Source organism: Nocardioides aurantiacus, from assembly GCF_003752505.1.
Classification (GTDB): Bacteria; Actinomycetota; Actinomycetes; order Propionibacteriales; family Nocardioidaceae; genus Marmoricola; species Marmoricola aurantiacus.
On record NZ_RKHO01000001.1, the window covers coordinates 264,242 to 282,366 of the forward strand.

The 18,125-nt window shown below is 74.1% G+C and carries 17 protein-coding genes; 15 read left to right on the top strand and 2 right to left on the bottom strand.

From position 1 onward, the window contains the following. Positions 1-43: 43 nt before the first annotated feature. Genes ftsH through EDD33_RS01335 form a run of 8 tightly spaced genes read left to right on the top strand, consistent with a single transcriptional unit; the run spans position 44 to position 6,835 of the window. Positions 44-2,089: an ATP-dependent zinc metalloprotease FtsH gene (gene ftsH / locus EDD33_RS01300; RefSeq protein WP_123388794.1), complete on the top strand. Its 2,046-nt coding sequence runs from the start codon at positions 44-46 to the stop codon at positions 2,087-2,089. A gap of 10 nt (positions 2,090-2,099) precedes the next feature. Then, entirely contained in the window at positions 2,100-2,702 is a 603-nt protein-coding gene (folE, locus tag EDD33_RS01305) for a GTP cyclohydrolase I FolE (RefSeq protein ID WP_246003627.1), read from the top strand. Between the two features lie 13 nt (positions 2,703-2,715). Beyond that, a complete protein-coding gene (folP, locus tag EDD33_RS01310) occupies positions 2,716-3,600 on the top strand; it encodes a dihydropteroate synthase (RefSeq protein WP_484213818.1) in 885 nt (294 codons plus the stop codon). Further along, entirely contained in the window at positions 3,597-4,016 is a 420-nt protein-coding gene (gene folB, locus EDD33_RS01315; RefSeq protein ID WP_123388796.1) for a dihydroneopterin aldolase, read from the top strand. The genes folP and folB overlap by 4 nt, the downstream gene beginning before the upstream one ends. Beyond that, positions 4,013-4,582 (top strand): 2-amino-4-hydroxy-6-hydroxymethyldihydropteridine diphosphokinase, encoded by a 570-nt coding sequence (gene folK, locus EDD33_RS01320; protein ID WP_211332373.1) that lies wholly within the window; start codon positions 4,013-4,015, stop codon positions 4,580-4,582. The genes folB and folK overlap by 4 nt, the downstream gene beginning before the upstream one ends. A gap of 3 nt (positions 4,583-4,585) precedes the next feature. Next, positions 4,586-5,119, top strand: coding sequence for a DUF3180 domain-containing protein (locus EDD33_RS01325; RefSeq protein WP_123388797.1), 534 nt, complete (start codon positions 4,586-4,588; stop codon positions 5,117-5,119). Between the two features lie 17 nt (positions 5,120-5,136). Then, positions 5,137-5,811, top strand: a complete 675-nt coding sequence (locus tag EDD33_RS01330; RefSeq protein WP_148076908.1) for a hypothetical protein — start codon at positions 5,137-5,139, stop codon at positions 5,809-5,811. Positions 5,812-5,851: 40 nt separating this feature from the next. Then, a complete protein-coding gene (locus EDD33_RS01335) occupies positions 5,852-6,835 on the top strand; it encodes an ABC transporter substrate-binding protein (protein ID WP_123388799.1) in 984 nt (327 codons plus the stop codon). Positions 6,836-6,850: 15 nt separating this feature from the next. On the opposite strand, the gene EDD33_RS01340 is transcribed toward EDD33_RS01335, so the two are convergent. Continuing rightward, the gene (locus EDD33_RS01340; RefSeq protein WP_170169669.1) at positions 6,851-8,293 is read right to left on the bottom strand and encodes an aromatic amino acid lyase; all 1,443 of its coding nucleotides are present in this window, start codon (positions 8,291-8,293) and stop codon (positions 6,851-6,853) included. A 235-nt stretch (positions 8,294-8,528) separates the two neighbouring features. Between EDD33_RS01340 and EDD33_RS01345 the strand changes: the two genes are divergently transcribed. The 6 genes from EDD33_RS01345 (at position 8,529) to EDD33_RS01370 (ending at position 15,789) form a co-directional block, all read left to right on the top strand. Next, a complete protein-coding gene (locus EDD33_RS01345) occupies positions 8,529-9,608 on the top strand; it encodes an ABC transporter ATP-binding protein (protein ID WP_123388801.1) in 1,080 nt (359 codons plus the stop codon). After that, positions 9,605-10,339, top strand: a complete 735-nt coding sequence (locus EDD33_RS01350) for an ABC transporter permease (protein ID WP_246003306.1) — start codon at positions 9,605-9,607, stop codon at positions 10,337-10,339. Before EDD33_RS01345 ends, EDD33_RS01350 begins: the two co-directional genes overlap by 4 nt. Continuing rightward, the gene (locus EDD33_RS01355) at positions 10,336-11,115 is read left to right on the top strand and encodes an ABC transporter permease (protein ID WP_123388802.1); all 780 of its coding nucleotides are present in this window, start codon (positions 10,336-10,338) and stop codon (positions 11,113-11,115) included. The genes EDD33_RS01350 and EDD33_RS01355 overlap by 4 nt, the downstream gene beginning before the upstream one ends. Positions 11,116-11,188: 73 nt before the next feature. Beyond that, positions 11,189-12,139, top strand: a complete 951-nt coding sequence (locus EDD33_RS01360) for a glycine betaine ABC transporter substrate-binding protein (RefSeq protein ID WP_123388803.1) — start codon at positions 11,189-11,191, stop codon at positions 12,137-12,139. 43 nt (positions 12,140-12,182) lie between these two features. Then, a complete protein-coding gene (locus EDD33_RS01365) occupies positions 12,183-14,828 on the top strand; it encodes a CDP-glycerol glycerophosphotransferase family protein (RefSeq protein WP_123388804.1) in 2,646 nt (881 codons plus the stop codon). 61 nt (positions 14,829-14,889) lie between these two features. Then, positions 14,890-15,789 carry a TylF/MycF/NovP-related O-methyltransferase gene (locus tag EDD33_RS01370; protein ID WP_123388805.1) on the top strand — a complete coding sequence of 300 codons (900 nt, stop codon included), beginning with the start codon at positions 14,890-14,892 and terminating at the stop codon, positions 15,787-15,789. 22 nt (positions 15,790-15,811) lie between these two features. Here the strand turns inward: EDD33_RS01370 and EDD33_RS01375 are convergent, their stop codons facing one another. Continuing rightward, complete coding sequence (locus EDD33_RS01375; RefSeq protein WP_170169670.1) at positions 15,812-16,879, bottom strand: acyltransferase family protein; 1,068 nt, start codon at positions 16,877-16,879, stop codon at positions 15,812-15,814. 126 nt (positions 16,880-17,005) lie between these two features. Between EDD33_RS01375 and EDD33_RS01380 the strand changes: the two genes are divergently transcribed. Next, positions 17,006-18,058: an endonuclease/exonuclease/phosphatase family protein gene (locus tag EDD33_RS01380; protein ID WP_123388807.1), complete on the top strand. Its 1,053-nt coding sequence runs from the start codon at positions 17,006-17,008 to the stop codon at positions 18,056-18,058. Positions 18,059-18,125 lie beyond the last annotated feature (67 nt).

Here is an 18,125-nt window from a genome sequence, read left to right on the forward strand (position 1 = left end):
CGTCCCGTCGCCGCCGGTTGGCTGACCTGAGAGGATTGCGCGCGTGAAGCGATACGTGCGCAGCCCATGGCTCTGGATCCCCATCGCGGTGGTCGGAGTCCTGCTGGCCCTCCAGTACCTCGTGCCCAACGGCGGATACACGGAGATCAAGACCTCCACGATGGTCTCGCGGATCACCGACGGCGACGTCAAGGAGATCACCTTCGTCGACGGCGGCGACCAGCAGCTGCGCGCCACGATGGACAACGGCGACAAGGAGATGGCCACCTGGGTGGCCGGCCAGCAGCAGCGCCTCGTGCGCCTGGTGCAGGAGGAGGTCTCCGAGGGCACCATCGAGGACTACAACGTCGAGAACCCGCAGCCGAGCATCCTCGGCTCGCTGTTCTCCCTGCTGCTGCCGTTCGCGCTGATCATCCTGCTGTTCCTGTTCCTGATGAACCAGGTCCAGGGCGGCGGCGGTCGCGGCGTGATGCAGTTCGCCAAGTCCAAGGCCAAGCTGATCAGCAAGGACATGCCCAAGACGACGTTCGCCGACGTCGCGGGCTGCCAGGAGGCCATCGAGGAGCTCGGCGAGATCAAGGAGTTCCTCCAGGAGCCGGCCAAGTTCCAGGCCGTGGGCGCCAAGATCCCCAAGGGCGTGCTGCTCTACGGCCAGCCCGGCACCGGCAAGACCCTGCTGGCCCGCGCGGTCGCGGGCGAGGCGGGCGTCCCGTTCTACTCGATCTCGGGCTCCGACTTCGTGGAGATGTTCGTCGGTGTGGGCGCCTCCCGGGTGCGCGACCTGTTCGAGCAGGCCAAGGAGAACGCCCCGGCCATCGTCTTCATCGACGAGATCGACGCCGTGGGCCGTCACCGCGGCGCCGGCATGGGCGGTGGCCACGACGAGCGCGAGCAGACCCTCAACCAGCTCCTCGTCGAGATGGACGGGTTCGACGTGCGCGCGTCGGTCATCCTCATCGCCGCCACGAACCGTCCCGACATCCTCGACCCCGCGCTGCTGCGCCCGGGCCGCTTCGACCGCCAGATCGCCGTGGACGCCCCCGACCTCGCCGGTCGCGAGCAGATCCTCAAGGTGCACGCCCGTGGCAAGCCGATGGCGACCGACGTCGACCTGCGCTCGGTGGCCCGTCGTACGCCGGGCTTCTCCGGCGCCGACCTGGCCAACGTCCTCAACGAGGCGGCGCTGCTGACCGCCCGCGAGGGCAAGGTGCAGATCTTCAAGGAGGCGCTGGACGAGGCCATCGACCGCGTCATCGCCGGCCCTCAGAAGCGCACCCGCCTGATGAGCGAGAAGGAGAAGCTCATCACGGCCTACCACGAGGGCGGACACGCGCTCGTCGCCGCGGCGCTGCCCGGCACCGACCCGGTGCACAAGATCACGATCCTGCCGCGTGGTCGCGCGCTGGGCTACACGATGGTGCTGCCCGACGAGGACAAGTACTCCCAGACCCGCTCGGAGATGCTCGACAAGCTCGCCTACATGCTGGGCGGCCGGGCGGCCGAGGAGATGGTCTTCCACGACCCCACCACCGGTGCCGGCAACGACATCGAGAAGGCCACCTCGCTGGCCCGCGCGATGGTCACGCAGTACGGCATGACCGAGCGGCTCGGCGCGATCAAGCTGGGTGACAGCCAGGGCGAGCCGTTCCTGGGCCGCGACATGGGCCACAGCCGCAACTACTCCGAGGACGTCGCCGCCGTCGTCGACGAGGAGACCAAGCGGCTGCTCGCCACCGCCCACCAGGAGGCCTTCGACATCCTCGAGGAGAACCGCGACGTCCTGGACTCGCTGGTGCTCGCGCTGATGGAGAAGGAGACGCTCGACAAGGAGCAGGTCGCCGAGGTCTTCGTGCCGCTGCGTCGCCGTCCGGTCCGTCCTGCCTGGACCGGCTCGGCCACCCGCAACCCCTCGGAGATCCCGCCCGTGGAGATCCCCGAGCGGATCCGTCGGGCCGCGGCCGAGGGCGCGATCGCCCCGGAGGAGGAGGGTGCCGTCGTGCTGACGCCCCCCGGCGCCGAGGGCGACACCCACGGCGACGCGACGCCGGGCCCCGCCGCCCCCACCCCGCCCGGACCCGGAACGGCCTGAGCGGGTGGGGATCGACCCGGTCGGGGCGGGCCAGGGCGCCGTCGCGCCGTTCGACCACGAGCGTGCCGCCGCGGCGGTCCGCGAGCTGCTGATCGCGGTGGGGGAGGACCCCGACCGCGAGGGGCTGCAGGACACCCCGGCCCGCGTGGCCCGGGCCTACGCCGAGCTCACCGTCGGACTGCACCAGCAGCCCGAGGACGTGCTCACCACGACCTTCGACATCGGCCACGACGAGATGGTCCTGGTGCGCGACATCGAGCTGTGGTCGATGTGCGAGCACCACCTCGTGCCGTTCACCGGGGTGGCGCACGTCGGCTACATCCCCAACGCCAACGGCAAGATCACCGGGCTGTCCAAGCTGGCCCGGCTGGTCGACGTCTACGCCAAGCGGCCGCAGGTGCAGGAGCGGCTGACCACGCAGGTCGCCGACGCGCTGGTGCGGATCCTGGAGCCGCGCGGCGTGATCGTGGTGATCGAGGCCGAGCACCTGTGCATGACGATGCGCGGGGTCCGCAAGGCCGGGGCGCGCACGCTCACCTCGGCGGTGCGCGGCCAGATGCACCAGCCGGCCACCCGCGCCGAGGCCATGTCGCTGATCCTGGCCGCCCGCTAGCCAGGCGGCCGCTGTGAGCGTCGTACGCCCGGACCGCGGCTCGTGGGAGCACGGTCTGCCCCGGCTCCCGCGTCCGCTGGTGATGGGGATCGTCAACGTCACCCCCGACTCCTTCTCCGACGGCGGCGAGCACGCCACCACCGAGGCGGCGGTGCGGCACGGGTTGCAGCTGCACGCCGACGGCGCCGACCTGCTCGACGTCGGCGGCGAGTCGACCCGGCCCGGCGCGACCCGCCCGCTGGTGGCCGAGGAGCTCGACCGCGTCGTCCCCGTCATCGCGGCGCTGGCCGAGCGTGGCGTGGCGGTCTCGGTCGACACGATGCGCCACGAGGTCGCCCGCGCAGCCCTGGACGCCGGGGCGGTCCTGGTCAACGACGTGTCCGGCGGGCTCGCCGACCCGGAGGTGCTGCAGGTGGTGGCCGAGCGCGGGGCGGCGTACGTCGCGATGCACTGGCGCGCCCACGCCACCGAGATGCAGCGCCACGCCCGCTACGACGACGTCGTGGCCGAGGTCGTCGCCGAGCTGCGTGACCGCCTCGACGCCGCGGTCGCCGCCGGGGTGGACCCCGACCGGCTGGTGCTCGACCCCGGCCTGGGGTTCGCCAAGACCGCCGAGCACAACTGGGAGCTGCTGGCCCGGCTGCCCGAGCTGGGCGCCCTGGGGGCGCCGCTGCTGGTGGGCTCCTCGCGGAAGTCCTTCCTCGGCACCCTCCTGGCGGCGCCCGACGGCACGCCCCGGGCGGTGGACGACCGCGAGGACGCCAACGTGGCGCTCACCACGATCGCGGCCACCCAGCGCGTGTGGGGGGTCCGGGTGCACCAGGTGCGGGGCAGCCTGGACGCCATCCGGGTGGTCGAGAGGTGGTCGGAGGCCGCCGGTAGGGTCGGCGCACCATGAGCAGCCCCTCCAGCAGCCCGCTGACCAGCCCCGTCGGGACCACCCGGCGTCCTGTCGCCGACCGGCTCGCGGTGCGCGGGCTGCGGTTCCGGGGCCACCACGGCGTGCTCGACCACGAGAAGCGCGACGGCCAGGACTTCCTGGTCGACCTCGTGCTCCTGCTCGACACCCGGCCGGCGGCGCAGACCGACGACTTGCAGGACACGGTCGACTACGGGAGTCTCGTGGAGCAGGTGCGCGCCGTGGTGGAGGGTGATCCCGTCGACCTCATCGAGACCCTCGCGCAGCGCATCGCCGACGTCTGCTTGACCAAGCCGGCGGTCGTCGAGGTCGAAGTCACCGTGCACAAGCCCCACGCCCCGATCCAGGCGACGTTCGAGGACGTCGCCCTGACCATCAACCGGAGCCTTGAGTGAGCGAGTCCCCCAACCCGAACATCATCGACACCGACAGCATCACCGGTGAGATGCACCCGATCCGCCGCGGCGTGATCTCCATCGGGTCCAACCTCGGCGAGCGTCGCTCCCACCTGCAGGGCGCCGTCGACGCGCTGGCCGACACCCCCGAGGTGTGGGTCACCGAGGTCTCCGGCGTCTACGAGACCGACCCGGTCGACGCCCCCGAGGGCTCGCGCGAGTTCCTCAACGCCGTGGTCCTGTTCGACACCACGCTGCCCGCCCGCACCCTGCTGGAGCGTGCGCTGGCCGTCGAGTCGGCCTTCGGCCGGGAGCGCTCCGGCGTCGCGAACGAGCCCCGCACCCTCGACGTCGACCTCGTCGTCCTCGGTGACCGCCGGGCCGACGAGCCCGACCTGCAGCTGCCCCACCCGCGCGCCGCCGAGCGCGCCTTCGTGCTGGTGCCCTGGCTCGACCTCGAGCCCGACGCCGAGATCCCCGGGGTCGGCCCCGTGGCCGGCCTGGTCGAGAAGACCGGCCGTGACGGGGTGCGCCTGCGCGAGGACATCGAGCTCGAGGTCCACTGAGCCGTGCCGTCACGCGGCGGACCGGGCGACCCCGCGCGGCCCGACCGGCGTCCCGACCGGGCGCCCGACGGGGGTCCCGAGCGGGACCCCGGCACCGTCGGCACGACGGGTCCGGCGCCGCTGGTGCTGCTGGGCGTGGTCGGCCTGGTGGTCGGCTGGTCGCTGCGGCTCGCCGCGCTGCGCCTGGGGTACGCCGAGCCCGACGTCACCTCCACCTCGCTGGCGCTGCTCGCCTTCGTGGCGGCGATCCTGGGTGGGTCGGCCTGGCTGACCCGGCGCGCCGTACGCCGTGACCGCACTGCGCTGGCGCACCACGCGGCCGTCAACCGGCTGGTGCTGGGCAAGGCCTGCGCCCTGGTCGGGGCGCTGCTGCTCGGGGGGTACGCCGGCTACGGGCTGGCCCAGCTCGGGGTCGGTGACCCGGCCGCCTTCACCCGGTTGTGGCGCTCGGGGCTGGGCGTGCTGGCCGCGGGGGCCGTGCTCGTGACGGCGCTGCTCCTGGAGCACGCGTGTCGTGTGCCGGGGGACCCCGACTAGTTCCCTACGCTGCCGACATGGCTCCCCGCCGCCCGCGCAGGCACGTCCCGACCGGCCCCCGATCGGCCCCTCGCCGTCGCCAGCGCAGCGTCCGGGTGAGCGTCGCGGTCGCGCTGCTCGGCACCGCCACCGCGCTGGTGCTGCTGAGCCTGCCGACCCGGTCGGTGCTGTGGCTCAGCCTCGCCTCGGTGAGCAGCCTGGTGCTGTCGTGGGCGGCGCTGCGGATGGTGTGGACCGAGGTGCTGCAGTCGCGGCGCGAGAACGCCGCCGACCGGGCCGCCGCGGCCCGGGCCTACCGCGAGCTGTTCACCGTCCGTGCCGCCGAGCACGCCGAGTTCACCACCGCGATGACCGAGCGCCTCGCCGAGGCGCGGCTCTCGCAGCGCGAGCTCGAGGGGCTGCTCGCCCAGCAGCAGGGACGCACCGCCGCCGCCGAGTCGGTCGCGGCCGAGCGCCAGGCCGAGCAGGAGGAGCGCCTGCAGCAGCTCCGGGTCCGGGTCGCCGAGCTGGAGGCGGCCGCCGCCGCGGAGGCGGCCGAGGAGGTCGCCCGGGCGGCTGCCCGTCCGGTCGACGAGGAGGCGCTCCGCGCCTGGGAGACCCGCAGCGCCGACTCCGTGGTGGAGCTCGCCGCGTGGGAGGAGAACCTGCGCGACACGATGCGGGCCGCGGGACGCTCCCGCCGCCAGGCCTGAGCCCCGACCGCCCGCCCCGACCCGCGCTAGGGTCGCCGCGATGCCGGCCCCGCGACGCTCCCCGCACCACCCTGCCCGCCGTCCCGGGCTGCCGGTCGTGGTGCTGCTCGTGGTCGCCCTGCTGGCCGGCTGCGGGGGCGGGACCGAGGACGCCGCGCCCGTCGAGCGGCGCACGGTCACGCTGGTGGCGCAGAGCACCACCGAGGGCGACGTGCTGACCGCGCTCTACGGGCTGCTCCTCGAGCAGGCGGGCTACCGGGTCGAGGTGGCCGGTCCCGCGCCGCGCGAGGACTACCTGGAGGCGCTGCGGGAGGGGCGGGCGCAGCTGGCCCCCGACTACGTCTCCGCCCTGGCCGAGACGCTGCGGGGCGAAGGCACGGCCGGCACCGCCCCGGGAGCCGGTCCGGCGGCCGCCGTGCCCGCTCCGGCGCCCGACGTCGCCCTGGCGGAGCTCGAGGAGCTGGCGCGCGCGGTCGGCCTGGCGCCCCTGCAGCCGGCCCGCGCCGAGGACGTGCGCTCGTTCGCGGTCACCCGCGCCTTCGCCGAGAAGCACCGGCTGCGGACGCTGAGCGACCTGGCCCGGTCGGGGCAGCGGGTCGCGCTCGCCGCGGACACCGAGTGCGCCACCCGCGCCGACTGCGCCCGCGGGCTGCGCGAGGTCTACGGCGTCCGGCTGCGCCGCACCGTGCCGGTGGGCATCGACGGCGGCGACACCCTGGGGCAGCTGCGCGGGGGCGCCGTGCAGCTCGCGCAGGTCGCCTCGACCGACGGCCGGCTGGCCGGTCCGGACGCCGACGTCGTGGTGCTGGCCGACGACCGCGACCTGCAGCCCTCGCAGCAGGTGGTGCCGGTCGCGAACGCCGCCTGGGTCGCCGAGCAGCCGGTCGTGCGCACCGTGATGGCCGACCTGGCGCCGGTGCTGACCACCGGGGCGCTGCGCGGACTCGCCGCCCGGGTCGACGGCGACGCGACGTCGGCCCGCGAGGCCGCCCAGGTCTGGCTCCGCGAGCAGGGCCTGCTCTAGCGGGTCGGACGGGCCTCAGACCGGCAGCCGGGCGGCGGGCACCATCGCGGCCAGCCCGCCGACCAGCTCCTCGGCAAGCAGCAGGTCGGAGGTCAGGTCGCGGTCGGCGGTGTCGGCCACGCCACCGTCCTGCTCGTCGAGCCACGCCATCGCCCGGGCCAGGGCCGGCGGGTGGGAGTCCTGCATCCGCAGGCACCGCAGCGACGCGACCAGCTCGGCGGCGATGACCGCGCGGAAGCGCGACACGGCGTCCAGGGCCTGCCGGGCCGCCAGCGTGGCGAAGCTGGCGTCCTCCTCGACGCCGCGCGAGAGCGTCACGACCTGGGTGCCGGCGGGGGTGGCGAGCGCCCGGAGCTCGGCCAGCGCCGAGGCCGCGGAGTACTCCACGATCATCACCCCCGAGGCGGCCGGGGTGCCGTCGCCGAGGAACGGGTGCAGGCCGGTGTACGCCGGCTCGGCCAGCATCGTCAGCCGGGCCAGGCTCAGCTGCGCCGCCTGGGCGAGCGCGAGCACCAGCGCGTCGAGCGACTGCACGAGGTACGCCGCGTGGAAGCCGCCGTGGTGGGCCACCCCGTGCGACGCGGACACGATCGGGTTCTCCGAGGGGGCGTTGGCCATCGCGGTCACCACGGTCTCGGCGAACGCCAGCCGGTCCATCAGCGCCCCGTGCACCTGCGGCAGCGTGCGCAGCCCGAAGGGGTCCTGGATCCGGCTCGGCGCGACCCCGGTGTCGACCAGCTCGCGCACCGTCCGGCAGACCCAGCGCGCGCCGGGGAAGGGCGTGGCGACCTCGACGGCCGGGCTGAACGCCTCGGGGTTGCCGCGCACCGCCGCGAGGTCCATGGCCGCGACGACGAGCGAGGAGCGGGCCAGCCGGTCCAGGTCGGCGACCGCGAGCGCCGCGTCGGCGAGGACGGCGGCGTTGCTCGACATGAAGGTGAGCGCGTCGCCGGGCCCGAAGGTGGCGGTGCGGGGCGGCACCGGGACGCTGCGGACCTCGCCCGCGATCACCAGCGCCGTGGTGGCCAGGGCCGCGAGGTCGGCGGTGCCGACGCTGCCGCCCTCGCGCACGGGCGGCAGCGCGTCGGCGGCGATCATCTCCGCGAGGGCGTCGACCACCTCGGGCCGGATGCCGTTGCCGTCGGCGGCGAGCTGGTTGAGCCGGATCGTCAGCATCGCCCGGACCCGGGAGGCCGATCGGCGCTCGCCGGAGCTGGTGGCGTGGGAGCGCAGCAGCCGCAGCGACTGGGCGTCGGGGTCCGGCACCACGACGTCGCGGTTGGCCCCGACCCCCGTCGAGCGGCCGTAGACGGGCCGGGTGGCGGCCACCTCCTCGGCGTACGCGTGGGAGCGGGCGACCCGGTCGCGGGCGGCCGGGTCCAGCCGCACCGGGTCCGTGCGCCGCGCCGCCGCGACGACGTCCGCCAGGCTCAGGTGCTCCCCGTCGACGACCGGCACGACCGACTCCCTCCCGCGCCGGGCACGACCGCCCGGCGCCGCTCCGGGCCCGGCGCGGCTCGCCGTCGGCCCCCCGCCATCGTCCACCCGATGTCCGCCCCGCGGTCGCCGCCCACCCCGGCTGGGCGGCGTGTCCTAGCGTGGAGGGGCGAATCTGCACAACCGGTGTGTGGAATGCTCGACAGCAACGCCCGGCCGCCGGCCGGGCCCGGACCGTCCACGGAGGACTCCAGAGATGATCCGGTTCGACCGAGCGACCAAGAGGTATCCCGACGGCACCGTCGCGGTGGACGAGCTCGAGCTCGAGGCCCCGACGGGTGAGATCACCGTGCTGGTGGGGCCCTCGGGCTGCGGCAAGACCACGTCGCTGCGGATGGTCAACCGGATGATCGAGCCCACCTCGGGCACCATCTGGCTCGACGACACCGACACCGCCTCGATGCCGGCCCACGAGCTGCGCCGCAAGATCGGCTACGTCATCCAGCACGCGGGACTGTTCCCGCACCGCACCATCGTCGACAACGTCGCGACCGTGCCCTACCTGCTCGGCACCGGCAAGCGCGAGGCGCGCAGCCGGGCGATGGAGCTGCTCGAGCGGGTCGGGCTCGATCCGGCCTTCGCCAAGCGCTACCCCGCCCAGCTCTCGGGCGGCCAGCAGCAGCGCGTCGGTGTCGCCCGCGCGCTGGCGGCCGACCCGCCGGTGATGCTCATGGACGAGCCCTTCAGCGCCGTCGACCCGGTGGTGCGCGACCAGCTGCAGGACGAGTTCCTGCGGCTGCAGGGCGAGCTGGGCAAGACCATCGTGTTCGTCACCCACGACATCGACGAGGCCATCAAGCTCGGCGACCGGGTGGCGGTGCTGCGGGTCGGCGGCACGCTGGCCCAGGTCGCGCCCCCCGCGGAGCTGCTCTCGCGGCCGGTCGACTCCTTCGTCGCGGGCTTCGTGGGCCGCGACCGCGGCTACCGCGCGCTGGGCTTCACCGAGACCGGCTCGCTGCCCACCCACGACGAGCCCACGGCCCGGCTCGGCGAGGCCGTGCCCGAGGGCCGCGACCTCGTGCTCGTCGTCGACGGCGAGCGACGGCCGCAGGGCTGGCTCGACCCGGCGAGCGCCAGCGGCGCCGTCGACGAGTCCGACCTGCTGCGCGGCGGCACCCTGGCCACCCAGGGCGGGACCCTCCGCGCCGCGCTCGACGCCTGCCTGTCCTCGCCCTCGCGGCGCGGCGTCGTCGTCGACGAGCAGGGTCGGCTGCTGGGCTCGTTGACCGCGCGCGAGGTGCTCGACCTGATCGAGCGCGACGAGGAGCCGGCGTGAGCACCGCCGCGGCGTACGCCGTGCCGGACCTGGCCGCCCACGTGGTGCAGGCGGCGAGCTCCTCGCCGTGGGCGTTCTTCTCCTACTTCCTCGACAACCGCGCCCGGACGCTGGACTGGCTGTGGGCCCACACCTGGCTCTCGGTCGTCCCGGTGCTCGTCGGGCTGGTGCTCGCGCTGCCGCTGGGGTGGCTGGCGCGCCGCTACTCCTTCGTCTACCCGCCGATGATGTCGATCACCGGCGTGCTCTACACCGTGCCCTCGATCGCGCTGTTCGTGCTGATCCCGCCGCTGCTCGGCCTCGACCCGCTCTCGCCGCTGCAGGTGCCGATCGCGCTGAGCCTCTACTCCACCGCGCTGCTCGTGCGCGTCGTCGCCGACGGCCTCGCCGCCGTGCCGCAGGAGACCATTCAGGCAGCCACCGCGATCGGGTTCCGGCCGGTCAACCGGTTCTTCAAGGTCGAGCTGCCGATCGCCGTGCCCGTCATCACCGCCGGGCTGCGCGTGGCCATCGTGGCCAACGTGAGCATCGTGGCGGTCGCGGGCACCATCGGCATGACCAACCTCGGACTGCTCTTCGACGAGGGCTTCAAGCTCTCGGTCGACACGCCGTACTACCCGCCGATCGTGCTCGGCATCGTGCTCTGCGTGCTGCTGGCCCTGTTGCTGGACGCGTTCGTGGTGGCCCTCGACCGGGCGCTCACCCCCTGGCGACGGGCGGTCGGACGATGATCGGCGACACCTTCGGCTGGCTGACCGACGCCGCCCACTGGCGCAGCACCAACTTCGACACCGGCATCTGGGACCAGCTGCTCGCCCACATCGGCTTCTGCGCGATCGCGCTGGTCGTCGCGGTCGCGATCGGGCTGCCGCTGGGGCTGTGGATCGGCCACAGCGGCAAGGCCACCTGGCTGGTCACGGTCGTCAACGCGGTGCGGGCGCTGCCCACCGTCGGCGTGCTCGTGCTGCTGGTCGTGGTGATCGCGCCCAACTTCTACGGCCGCACCAACGCGGGCTACCTCATCCCCACCGAGATCGTGCTGGTGCTGCTCGCGGTGCCGCCGATCCTGTCCAACGCCTACGCCGGGGTGCAGAACGTCCCGCCGGCCGTGCGTGACGCCGCCTTCGGGATGGGCATGACCGGCCGCCAGGTGCTGGCCCGGGTCGAGCTGCCCAACGCGCTGCCGCTGATCTTCTCCGGCTTCCGCTCGGCCACGCTGCAGGTGATCGCCACCGCGACCATCGCCTCCTACGTCACCCTCGGCGGGCTCGGCCGCTTCATCTACGACGGGCTCGCCCAGCAGGACTACCCCCAGATGATCAGCGGCGGCCTGCTCGTCGCGGCGCTGGCGCTGACCACCGACCTGCTGCTCGCCCTGGTGCAGCGCTACACCGTCTCCCGCGGCCTGACCGGGCGGCTTCCGCGCGCGGGCCGCGTCCGCACCGAGGGCGCCGACTCCCGCTCGGCGGTCCTGACCGAGGAGCTCGCCTCCGAGGGCGCGCGCTGAGCGGCGTACGCCCCTCCCACGACCCACCACGACCCACCACGACACCCGTCACCCGACACAACGGAGAAACCCCATGAAGAACACGCTCGTCGCCATCGCCACGGCGGCCACGCTCAGCCTCGTCGTCGCCGGCTGCGGCTCGGACTCCGGCTCCGGCAGCTCCGGCTCCGGCTCGTCCGGCGGCGGCACCATCGCCGAGAACATGGTCTTCGGCGGCCCGCCGGAGTTCAAGACCCGCGCCGACGGCATCCCCGGCCTGGAGGAGAACTACGGGGTGAAGTTCGGCAAGTACACCGTCACCGACGTCGGCGGCCCCGTGACCGTCAACGCGCTCAAGCGCGGCCAGGTCGACGCGGTCGACCTGTTCACCACCGACCCCGCCATCGAGGCCAACGACTTCGTCATCCTCGAGGACCCCAAGAGCAACTTCGCGGCGCAGAACATCGTGCCGATCATCAACAAGGACAAGGCCTCCGACGGCGTCACGGAGGTGCTCGACCAGATCTCCGAGGAGCTGAGCACCGACACCCTCGGCGACCTCATCGGCCAGGTCGCCAACGACAAGGAGAAGCCCGAGGACGTCGCCAAGGCGTGGCTCGCCGACGAGGACCTCGACGCCACCGGCGACTCGGCCTCCGGCGAGAGCCTGACCGTCGGCTCGGCCAACTTCACCGAGAACGTCATCCTGGCCGAGATCTACGCCCAGGCCCTCGAGGCGCAGGGTGCCGACGTCACGACCAAGCTCAACATCGGCAGCCGCGAGAAGTACTACCCGGCGCTCGAGCAGGGCTCGCTCGACCTGTTCCCGGAGTACACCGGCACGATCCTCACGTTCATCGACAAGGAGGCCACGGCCACCAGCCCCGAGGACGTCGCCAAGGCCCTCACCGAGGCGCTGCCCGAGAACCTCGTCGCGCTCGACTACTCCGAGGCCCAGGACAGCGACGCCGTCGTGGTGACCGCGGAGACGGCCGAGAAGTTCGACCTCGAGACGATCGCCGACCTGGCCAAGAGCGCCGGCTGATCACCCACGTCGCCGCCGTCGGCGGTGCGGCAGGATGCGGGACATGAGCCCCGAGTCCACCCTGCCGCGCCGCTGGCGCGGCAAGGTCGCTCGCCGCGTCCTCGCCGCCCGTCGCACCGTGCGGGCGGCCCACCCCGACGTCACCGTCGTGGTGGTCCTCGACGGTGGGGTCCGTGCGGCCCGGCGCGCCCTCGAGGCCGCCCGGGCGCAGACCCACGCCCGTGTCGAGGTGCTCGCCGTGGCGGCCGACGAGCGGCTGCTCGCCCTGGCGCGGGCGGCCGCGTCCGACGACGGGCGGGTGCACGTCGTCGAGGCGCCCGGCTGCGACCGGGCCCGCGCCCGGGCCTTCGGCGCCGTCGCGGCCAACGGCGCCTGGCTCCTCTTCGTCGCCCCCGGCCAGGTCCTGCACCGCGAGGCCGTCGCCCGGCTGCTCGCGGGCCGCGAGCAGGGCCCCCACGACGCCGGCGTGGTGCTCGGCGGCCTCGCCGGGGCCGACCCGGCCGCCTCCTGGGCGCGTACGCCGCTGCTCGCCCGCCTGCTCGTCGAGCAGGAGCGCTGGGCCCGCGCCCTCGACGACGCCGAGCCGGCCGGCCTGACCGCGGCCACCGGGCTCCTCGCGCTGGGCCACGTGGTCGCCGACGGCGTCGTCGTCGACGACGTCCGCGACCAGCCCGACTGGTGGAGCAGCAGCCGCGACCCCGCCGCCGAGCTGTCGGCGAGGGTGGCGCAGGACCGCGCCTCGCTGGCGCTGCTCGAGCGCGACGACCAGCTCCGTCACCGTCGCGAGCGCGCCTCCGGGGCGCTGACCGACGACCTGCCCCCGGTGCTCGCCGCCGCCGAGCTGCTCGACGAGGCGGGCTGGCGGCTGCTGTGCTCCCACGCCGCCGAGCTGTTCGCGGTGGCCGACCTGGCGACCGTCCCGGTCACGCCGCGGGCCGCGGCCTGGCTGGCGGCCCAGGACCGGCGCGAGGACCTCGTCGCCCTGGTGGCGGCCCGTCGGGCGGCCTCGGGCCACCTGGCCACCGAGGTCGTCGACGGTCGGGTGCTGGCGCTGCTCCCCGGGGCGGGCGACCTGCCCGACGACGTCCGCGAGCTGACGGTCGCCGAGTCCGGCGTCGCCGCCCGGGTCGTGGGCCACCGCGTCGAGGGCGAGGAGCTGGTGGTCGACCTGCAGGCCGGGCTGCGGCGGGTCGACGAGCACGCGCCCGTCGTACGGCTGGAGGCGGTGGGGGCCGGCTCCGTCGTCCTCGGCGACCTGCCGGTCGAGCTCACCGCCGACCCCGCGGTGACGGCCTGGCTCGGCGAGGCCCACCAGCGCCACGACACCGGCGCCGTGCGGACCCGGCTCCCGCTCGCGGCGCTGGGGGAGGGGACCTGGGAGCTGCGGGTCGAGGTCACCGACCGGGGCGTCACCCGCACCGGCCTGGCCCACGGTCCGGTCTCGGCGGCCGCGCCCGCGACCTCGGCTCCGTCGGCGCCGGGCCCGGGCCCCGACCCGGACCTGTCCGCCCACGAGCAGCGACGGCTGCAGGACGGCTTCGCGGCGGCCTCCGGGCCGCTCGACCCCCGCCTGCTGCTCGCCGTCCCGGTCGCCTCGGGCCTCACCTCCGACGCAGCGGCCCTGGCCGCCCGGTGGGCCGAGCACGCCGGTCCGGGCGCGCGGGTCCTGGTCGCGGTCGACGACCTCGCGGCCCCCGTCGTGCCCGGGGCGGAGGCGGTGCTGCGGCGCAGTCCGGGGTGGTACGCCGCCCTGGCCGAGGCCGGGTGGGTGGTCACCGACCACGACGACGTCCTCGGCACGCTCGACACGCAGGCGGGGGCGACGGGCGAGGGCTGGTACGCCCCGCGCGCCGGCCAGCGCGTCGTACGCACCACGACCGGAGGTCCCGGTCCCGCCCGCGGGCTGGCGCGCTGGCGGCGGCTCGGCCTGGTGCCCTCGCACGTCGAGCAGCTGCTCGACCGCACCTCGCGGCGCTGGACCGACGCGCTGGCGCCGGTGCCGGACCTCGCGCGCCTGGTCGTCGAGGACTGGGCCCACGACGGCCCGGTGCTCGCCCTCGGCCAGCCCCGCACCGACGCCCTGGTCGGCCCGTCAGCGGACGACCGTCGCGCCGCGGTCCGCGCCGCGCTGGGCCTGTCGGACGGCGACACGGCCGTGCTCTGGGCCACCACCTGCCGCGACGACGTCACCGGCGCGTGCCTCGCCGCTGCCGGCGGGCCTGGCCCCGACGCCGCCCGGGTGGCCGGCCTGCTCGGTGCGGGCCACGTGCTGCTGCGGCTGCACGACCACTGCGGCCGTCACGACCCGCCGCGCGGCGGCGCCCGCCTGCTCGACGTGCCCGACCACCCGGTGGCCGACCTCGTGCTCGCGGCCGACGCCGCCGTCGTGGACTTCTCCCCGCTGCGCCACGACCTCGCGGTCGCCGGCCGCCCGGTCGTGGTCTGGGCCCCCGACCTGGCCGACCACGTCGACCGGCAGGGCGAGCTGTTCGACCTCCCCGCCTCGACCGCCGGTCCCACCGTGGGGTCGACGGAGGAGGTCGTCGACGCCCTGGCCGACGTACCCGCACTCCGGGCCGCGTGGACCCCCCGCCGCGACGCCCTCGTCGCCCACCTGGCCGGTCTCGACGACGGCCACGCCACCGACCGCGTCCTCACCTCGCTCGACCCCTCGGCCGCCCGCGTGTGAGGAACCTCACGGCCGCGCCGCGGTCTAGGGTCGGGCGACAAGCGAGCCAGCGGAGGCAGCCATGGGACTCAACGCCCTCTCACGTCAACGAGCACGCCAGGCCCGGAGCGCGGTCACGCGGTGGTGGGGCCAGGCCCGGCACGACACCGCCGAGGACCCCGAGCTGGTCGCGCAGCTGCGTCGCCGGCTGCGCCGGGCCCGTGCCGCCGCGGAGCGGGAGAAGGCGGAGAAGGAACGGCTGCGGCGGGAGCTGCGCACCACCCGCGTCTCGCTGCGCAACCCGTTCCCGGAGATCGAGCTGCCGGCGACCGTCCTCGCCGTGGCCGACACGGTGGTGGCGGAGCAGCTGTCCTACCTGCGGCGGGAGAACCTCCTCGCCCTGGCCGCGGTGGTCCGCGAGGCCGACCTCGCAGGTCGTGAAGGGCTGGTGATCGAGGCCGGGACCGCGCTGGGCGGGTCGGGGATCGTGATGGCCAGCGCCAAGGCGCCCACCCGGACGATGCGGGTCTACGACGTGTTCGGACAGATCCCGAGCCCCAGCGACCGCGACGGGGAGGACGTGCAGCAGCGCTACGAGGTGATCGCGGCGGGAGCCGCCAGGGGCGTCGGGGACGACCTCTACTACGGCTACCGCGACGACCTGCTCGGCGAGGTCACCGCGTCCTACGAGCGGCTGGGTGTCCCGCTGGACGACCACCGGGTCGAGCTCGTCCGCGGTCTGTTCCAGGACACGCTGGAGGTCGACGAGCCGGTGGCCGTGGCCCACCTGGACGGCGACTGGTACGACTCCACGATGACCTGCCTGGAGCGCATCGCCCCGCGCCTGGTGCCGGGTGGTCGTCTGGTCCTCGACGACTACTACCACTGGTCGGGCTGTCGCACCGCCGTCGACGACTACTTCGCGGGACGCACCGGGTTCCAGCTCGAGCACCGCGCCCGGTTGCACGTCGTACGCCGCTGACCGCCCGCGGCCCGTCGGTCTGCTAGGGCTCCGACGCCCGGGTCTCGAGGGAGGCCAGGACCTGCCGACGCAGGCGCGGGGCGACCGGCTTCTCCGCGACGAGGTGCACCAGGTAGGCGAGCAGCAGGCTCGCCGACGTGGCGATCGCGAGCACGGCGTAGCTGCCCGTCCGGGTCTGCAGCGTGTCGATGAGGAAGAACCCGAGCTGGCCGTGGACCAGGTAGAGCGGGTAGGTCAGCGAGCCCGCGAAGGTCAGCCATCCCCAGGAGATCCTCGACACGGCGCCGCGGGAGCAGGCCAGGATGGCGAGCAGGCCGCCGGAGACCACCAGTGCCGCGACCACGGGCGAGACGGGCGCGCCGACGAGGTCGGTGGCGCGTTCGGCGTACGCCATGGTCTGCCGCAGGCACAGCACCCAGTTCAGGAGCAGCGCCAACCAGGTGGTGACGTCGTGGCGCTCGCGGAAGACCAGGAAGAGGAGCATGCCGGCCGCGAAGTAGGGCGCGTAGGTGGGGATGAGCAGCGACCGCAGGAAGCCGCTGTCGGTGGCGGCGGCGACCTGTCCCAGGAGCGGCCACAGGACGCAGAAGGCCAGCACCCGGCGCCGGGTCATGCCGACCAGGATGAACACGCCGATCAGCAGGTAGAACTTCAGCTCGATCCACAGGGTCCAGAAGGCTCCCTGGACGTTCACCACGTCGTAGGCCTCCTGCGTCATGGTGAGGTTGACCAGGACGTCGCTCAGCGTGGGGTTGCGCCCCCCGGTCCAGAACTGCTGCAGCACGGCGGTGAGCAGCACCACCGCCCAGTAGGCGGGGAAGAGCCGCGCGACCCGCGAGGCCGCGAACGACTCGATGCTCCGGTCGTAGGCCGTCATCAGGATCACGAAGCCGCTGATCGCGAAGAAGACGTTCACGCCGAGGTAGCCGTAACGGGCCACCTCGTTCAACCCGGGGAACTCGACGTAGGAGGGGACGCCCCAGTACGGCAGCTCGATCCCGACGTAGTGGAAGGCGAGCACGGCGAGCGCTGCGACGAGGCGCAGGCCGTCCAGGGCGGCCAACCGGGGCCGCGACGGGGAAGTCGACACCGCGGGACGGTACCAACCCACGCAGCGGACGTTTCGGGCAGTCTAGGGACCGAAAATGAGCAATCAAGACCGAAAAGTCCGTTTTGTGGCTACGGTCGTCCTGTTCACACCTGAGAGGACCCAGTCATGAAGTTGCGGATGTGCAGGTCGGCCGTCGCCCTCGCGGTGGCGGGAGCGATCACCGCCACGCTGGCCGCCACGGGCCCCGGGAGCGCCGTCGCGGCGGTGTCCCCGGACCTGCGCGTGGGCAGCTTCAACATCTCCGGCGTCAGCTTCGACTCCTCGGTCTCCGGTGAGGAGCAGGTGTGGAAGGTGCGCCGGCCCAAGGTCGTGTCCCAGGTCCTCGGGCAGAAGCTCGACGTCCTCGGGGTCCAGGAGGCCAACGTCAGCGCGATCTACCAGGACCGGCTGACCTACGGCGAGACGCAGTACGCCGACCTGCTGGGTGCCCTCAAGGCCAAGGGCGGCACCTACGCCCTGACGAACACCTCGTCCTACAACTGCGTCAACCCGCGCAGCACCTACAAGTGCGTCTACCAGGACCGCGGTGCGGCGGGCTCCGACCGGATCCTCTACAACACCTCCACGACCGACCTCGTGCGTCAGGGAGGCGTCACCTACGCCGCCCGCACCCCGGGTCGTCCGGAGCGGTTCCTCGCCTGGGCCGTGCTGCGGCAGAAGTCGACCGGGAAGCAGTACCTCTTCGCCAACACCCACCTCGACCCCTACGACGTGAACGTCCGGCAGCGCCAGTGGGACGAGCTGATCTCGAACGTCAACCGGCTCAAGGGGGGACTTCCCGTGGTGGCCGTCGGTGACTTCAACACCTCGAAGTTCAGCGTGTACGCCGGGACCTACCTGCCCCGCATGCGCAGCAACGGCTACGGCGACGTGCTCAACCAGCAGGCCCGCCAGGCCAAGGTCACCCAGCCCCGCGCCGAGGCGCTGCGCCGGGGGTGGGTCAACTCCTTCGGCAACTTCAACCGCGACGTCACCCAGTGGGGGTACGCCGCGGACCGGACCAAGGTCGGCAACAACATCGACTGGGTCTTCGCCAGCAACAACATCCGGGTGAAGGCGTGGGAGACCGTCGTCGACGTCGACCCGACCACCCTCCGCCTGCGCGGCGTGATCCCCTCCGACCACGCCCTGGTGCGCAGCACGCTCGTGCTCCCCTGACCCGGAGGCACGCGCGAGCGCCCCTCTGGACCGCCTCCGACGCCGTCGACACGCGCGACGGCCCGGC

Bases quoted from the DNA above. Each gene is read 5' to 3' on its own strand.
- folB (WP_123388796.1), top strand. From the start codon at position 3,597: ATGAGCAGCCCCTCCAGCAGCCCGCTGACCAGCCCCGTCGGGACCACC.
- EDD33_RS01330 (WP_148076908.1), top strand. From the start codon at position 5,137: ATGGCTCCCCGCCGCCCGCGCAGGCACGTCCCGACCGGCCCCCGATCG.
- EDD33_RS01335 (WP_123388799.1), top strand. From the start codon at position 5,852: ATGCCGGCCCCGCGACGCTCCCCGCACCACCCTGCCCGCCGTCCCGGG.
- EDD33_RS01345 (WP_123388801.1), top strand. From the start codon at position 8,529: ATGATCCGGTTCGACCGAGCGACCAAGAGGTATCCCGACGGCACCGTC.
- EDD33_RS01355 (WP_123388802.1), top strand. From the start codon at position 10,336: ATGATCGGCGACACCTTCGGCTGGCTGACCGACGCCGCCCACTGGCGC.
- EDD33_RS01360 (WP_123388803.1), top strand. From the start codon at position 11,189: ATGAAGAACACGCTCGTCGCCATCGCCACGGCGGCCACGCTCAGCCTC.
- EDD33_RS01365 (WP_123388804.1), top strand. From the start codon at position 12,183: ATGAGCCCCGAGTCCACCCTGCCGCGCCGCTGGCGCGGCAAGGTCGCT.
- EDD33_RS01370 (WP_123388805.1), top strand. From the start codon at position 14,890: ATGGGACTCAACGCCCTCTCACGTCAACGAGCACGCCAGGCCCGGAGC.
- EDD33_RS01380 (WP_123388807.1), top strand. From the start codon at position 17,006: ATGAAGTTGCGGATGTGCAGGTCGGCCGTCGCCCTCGCGGTGGCGGGA.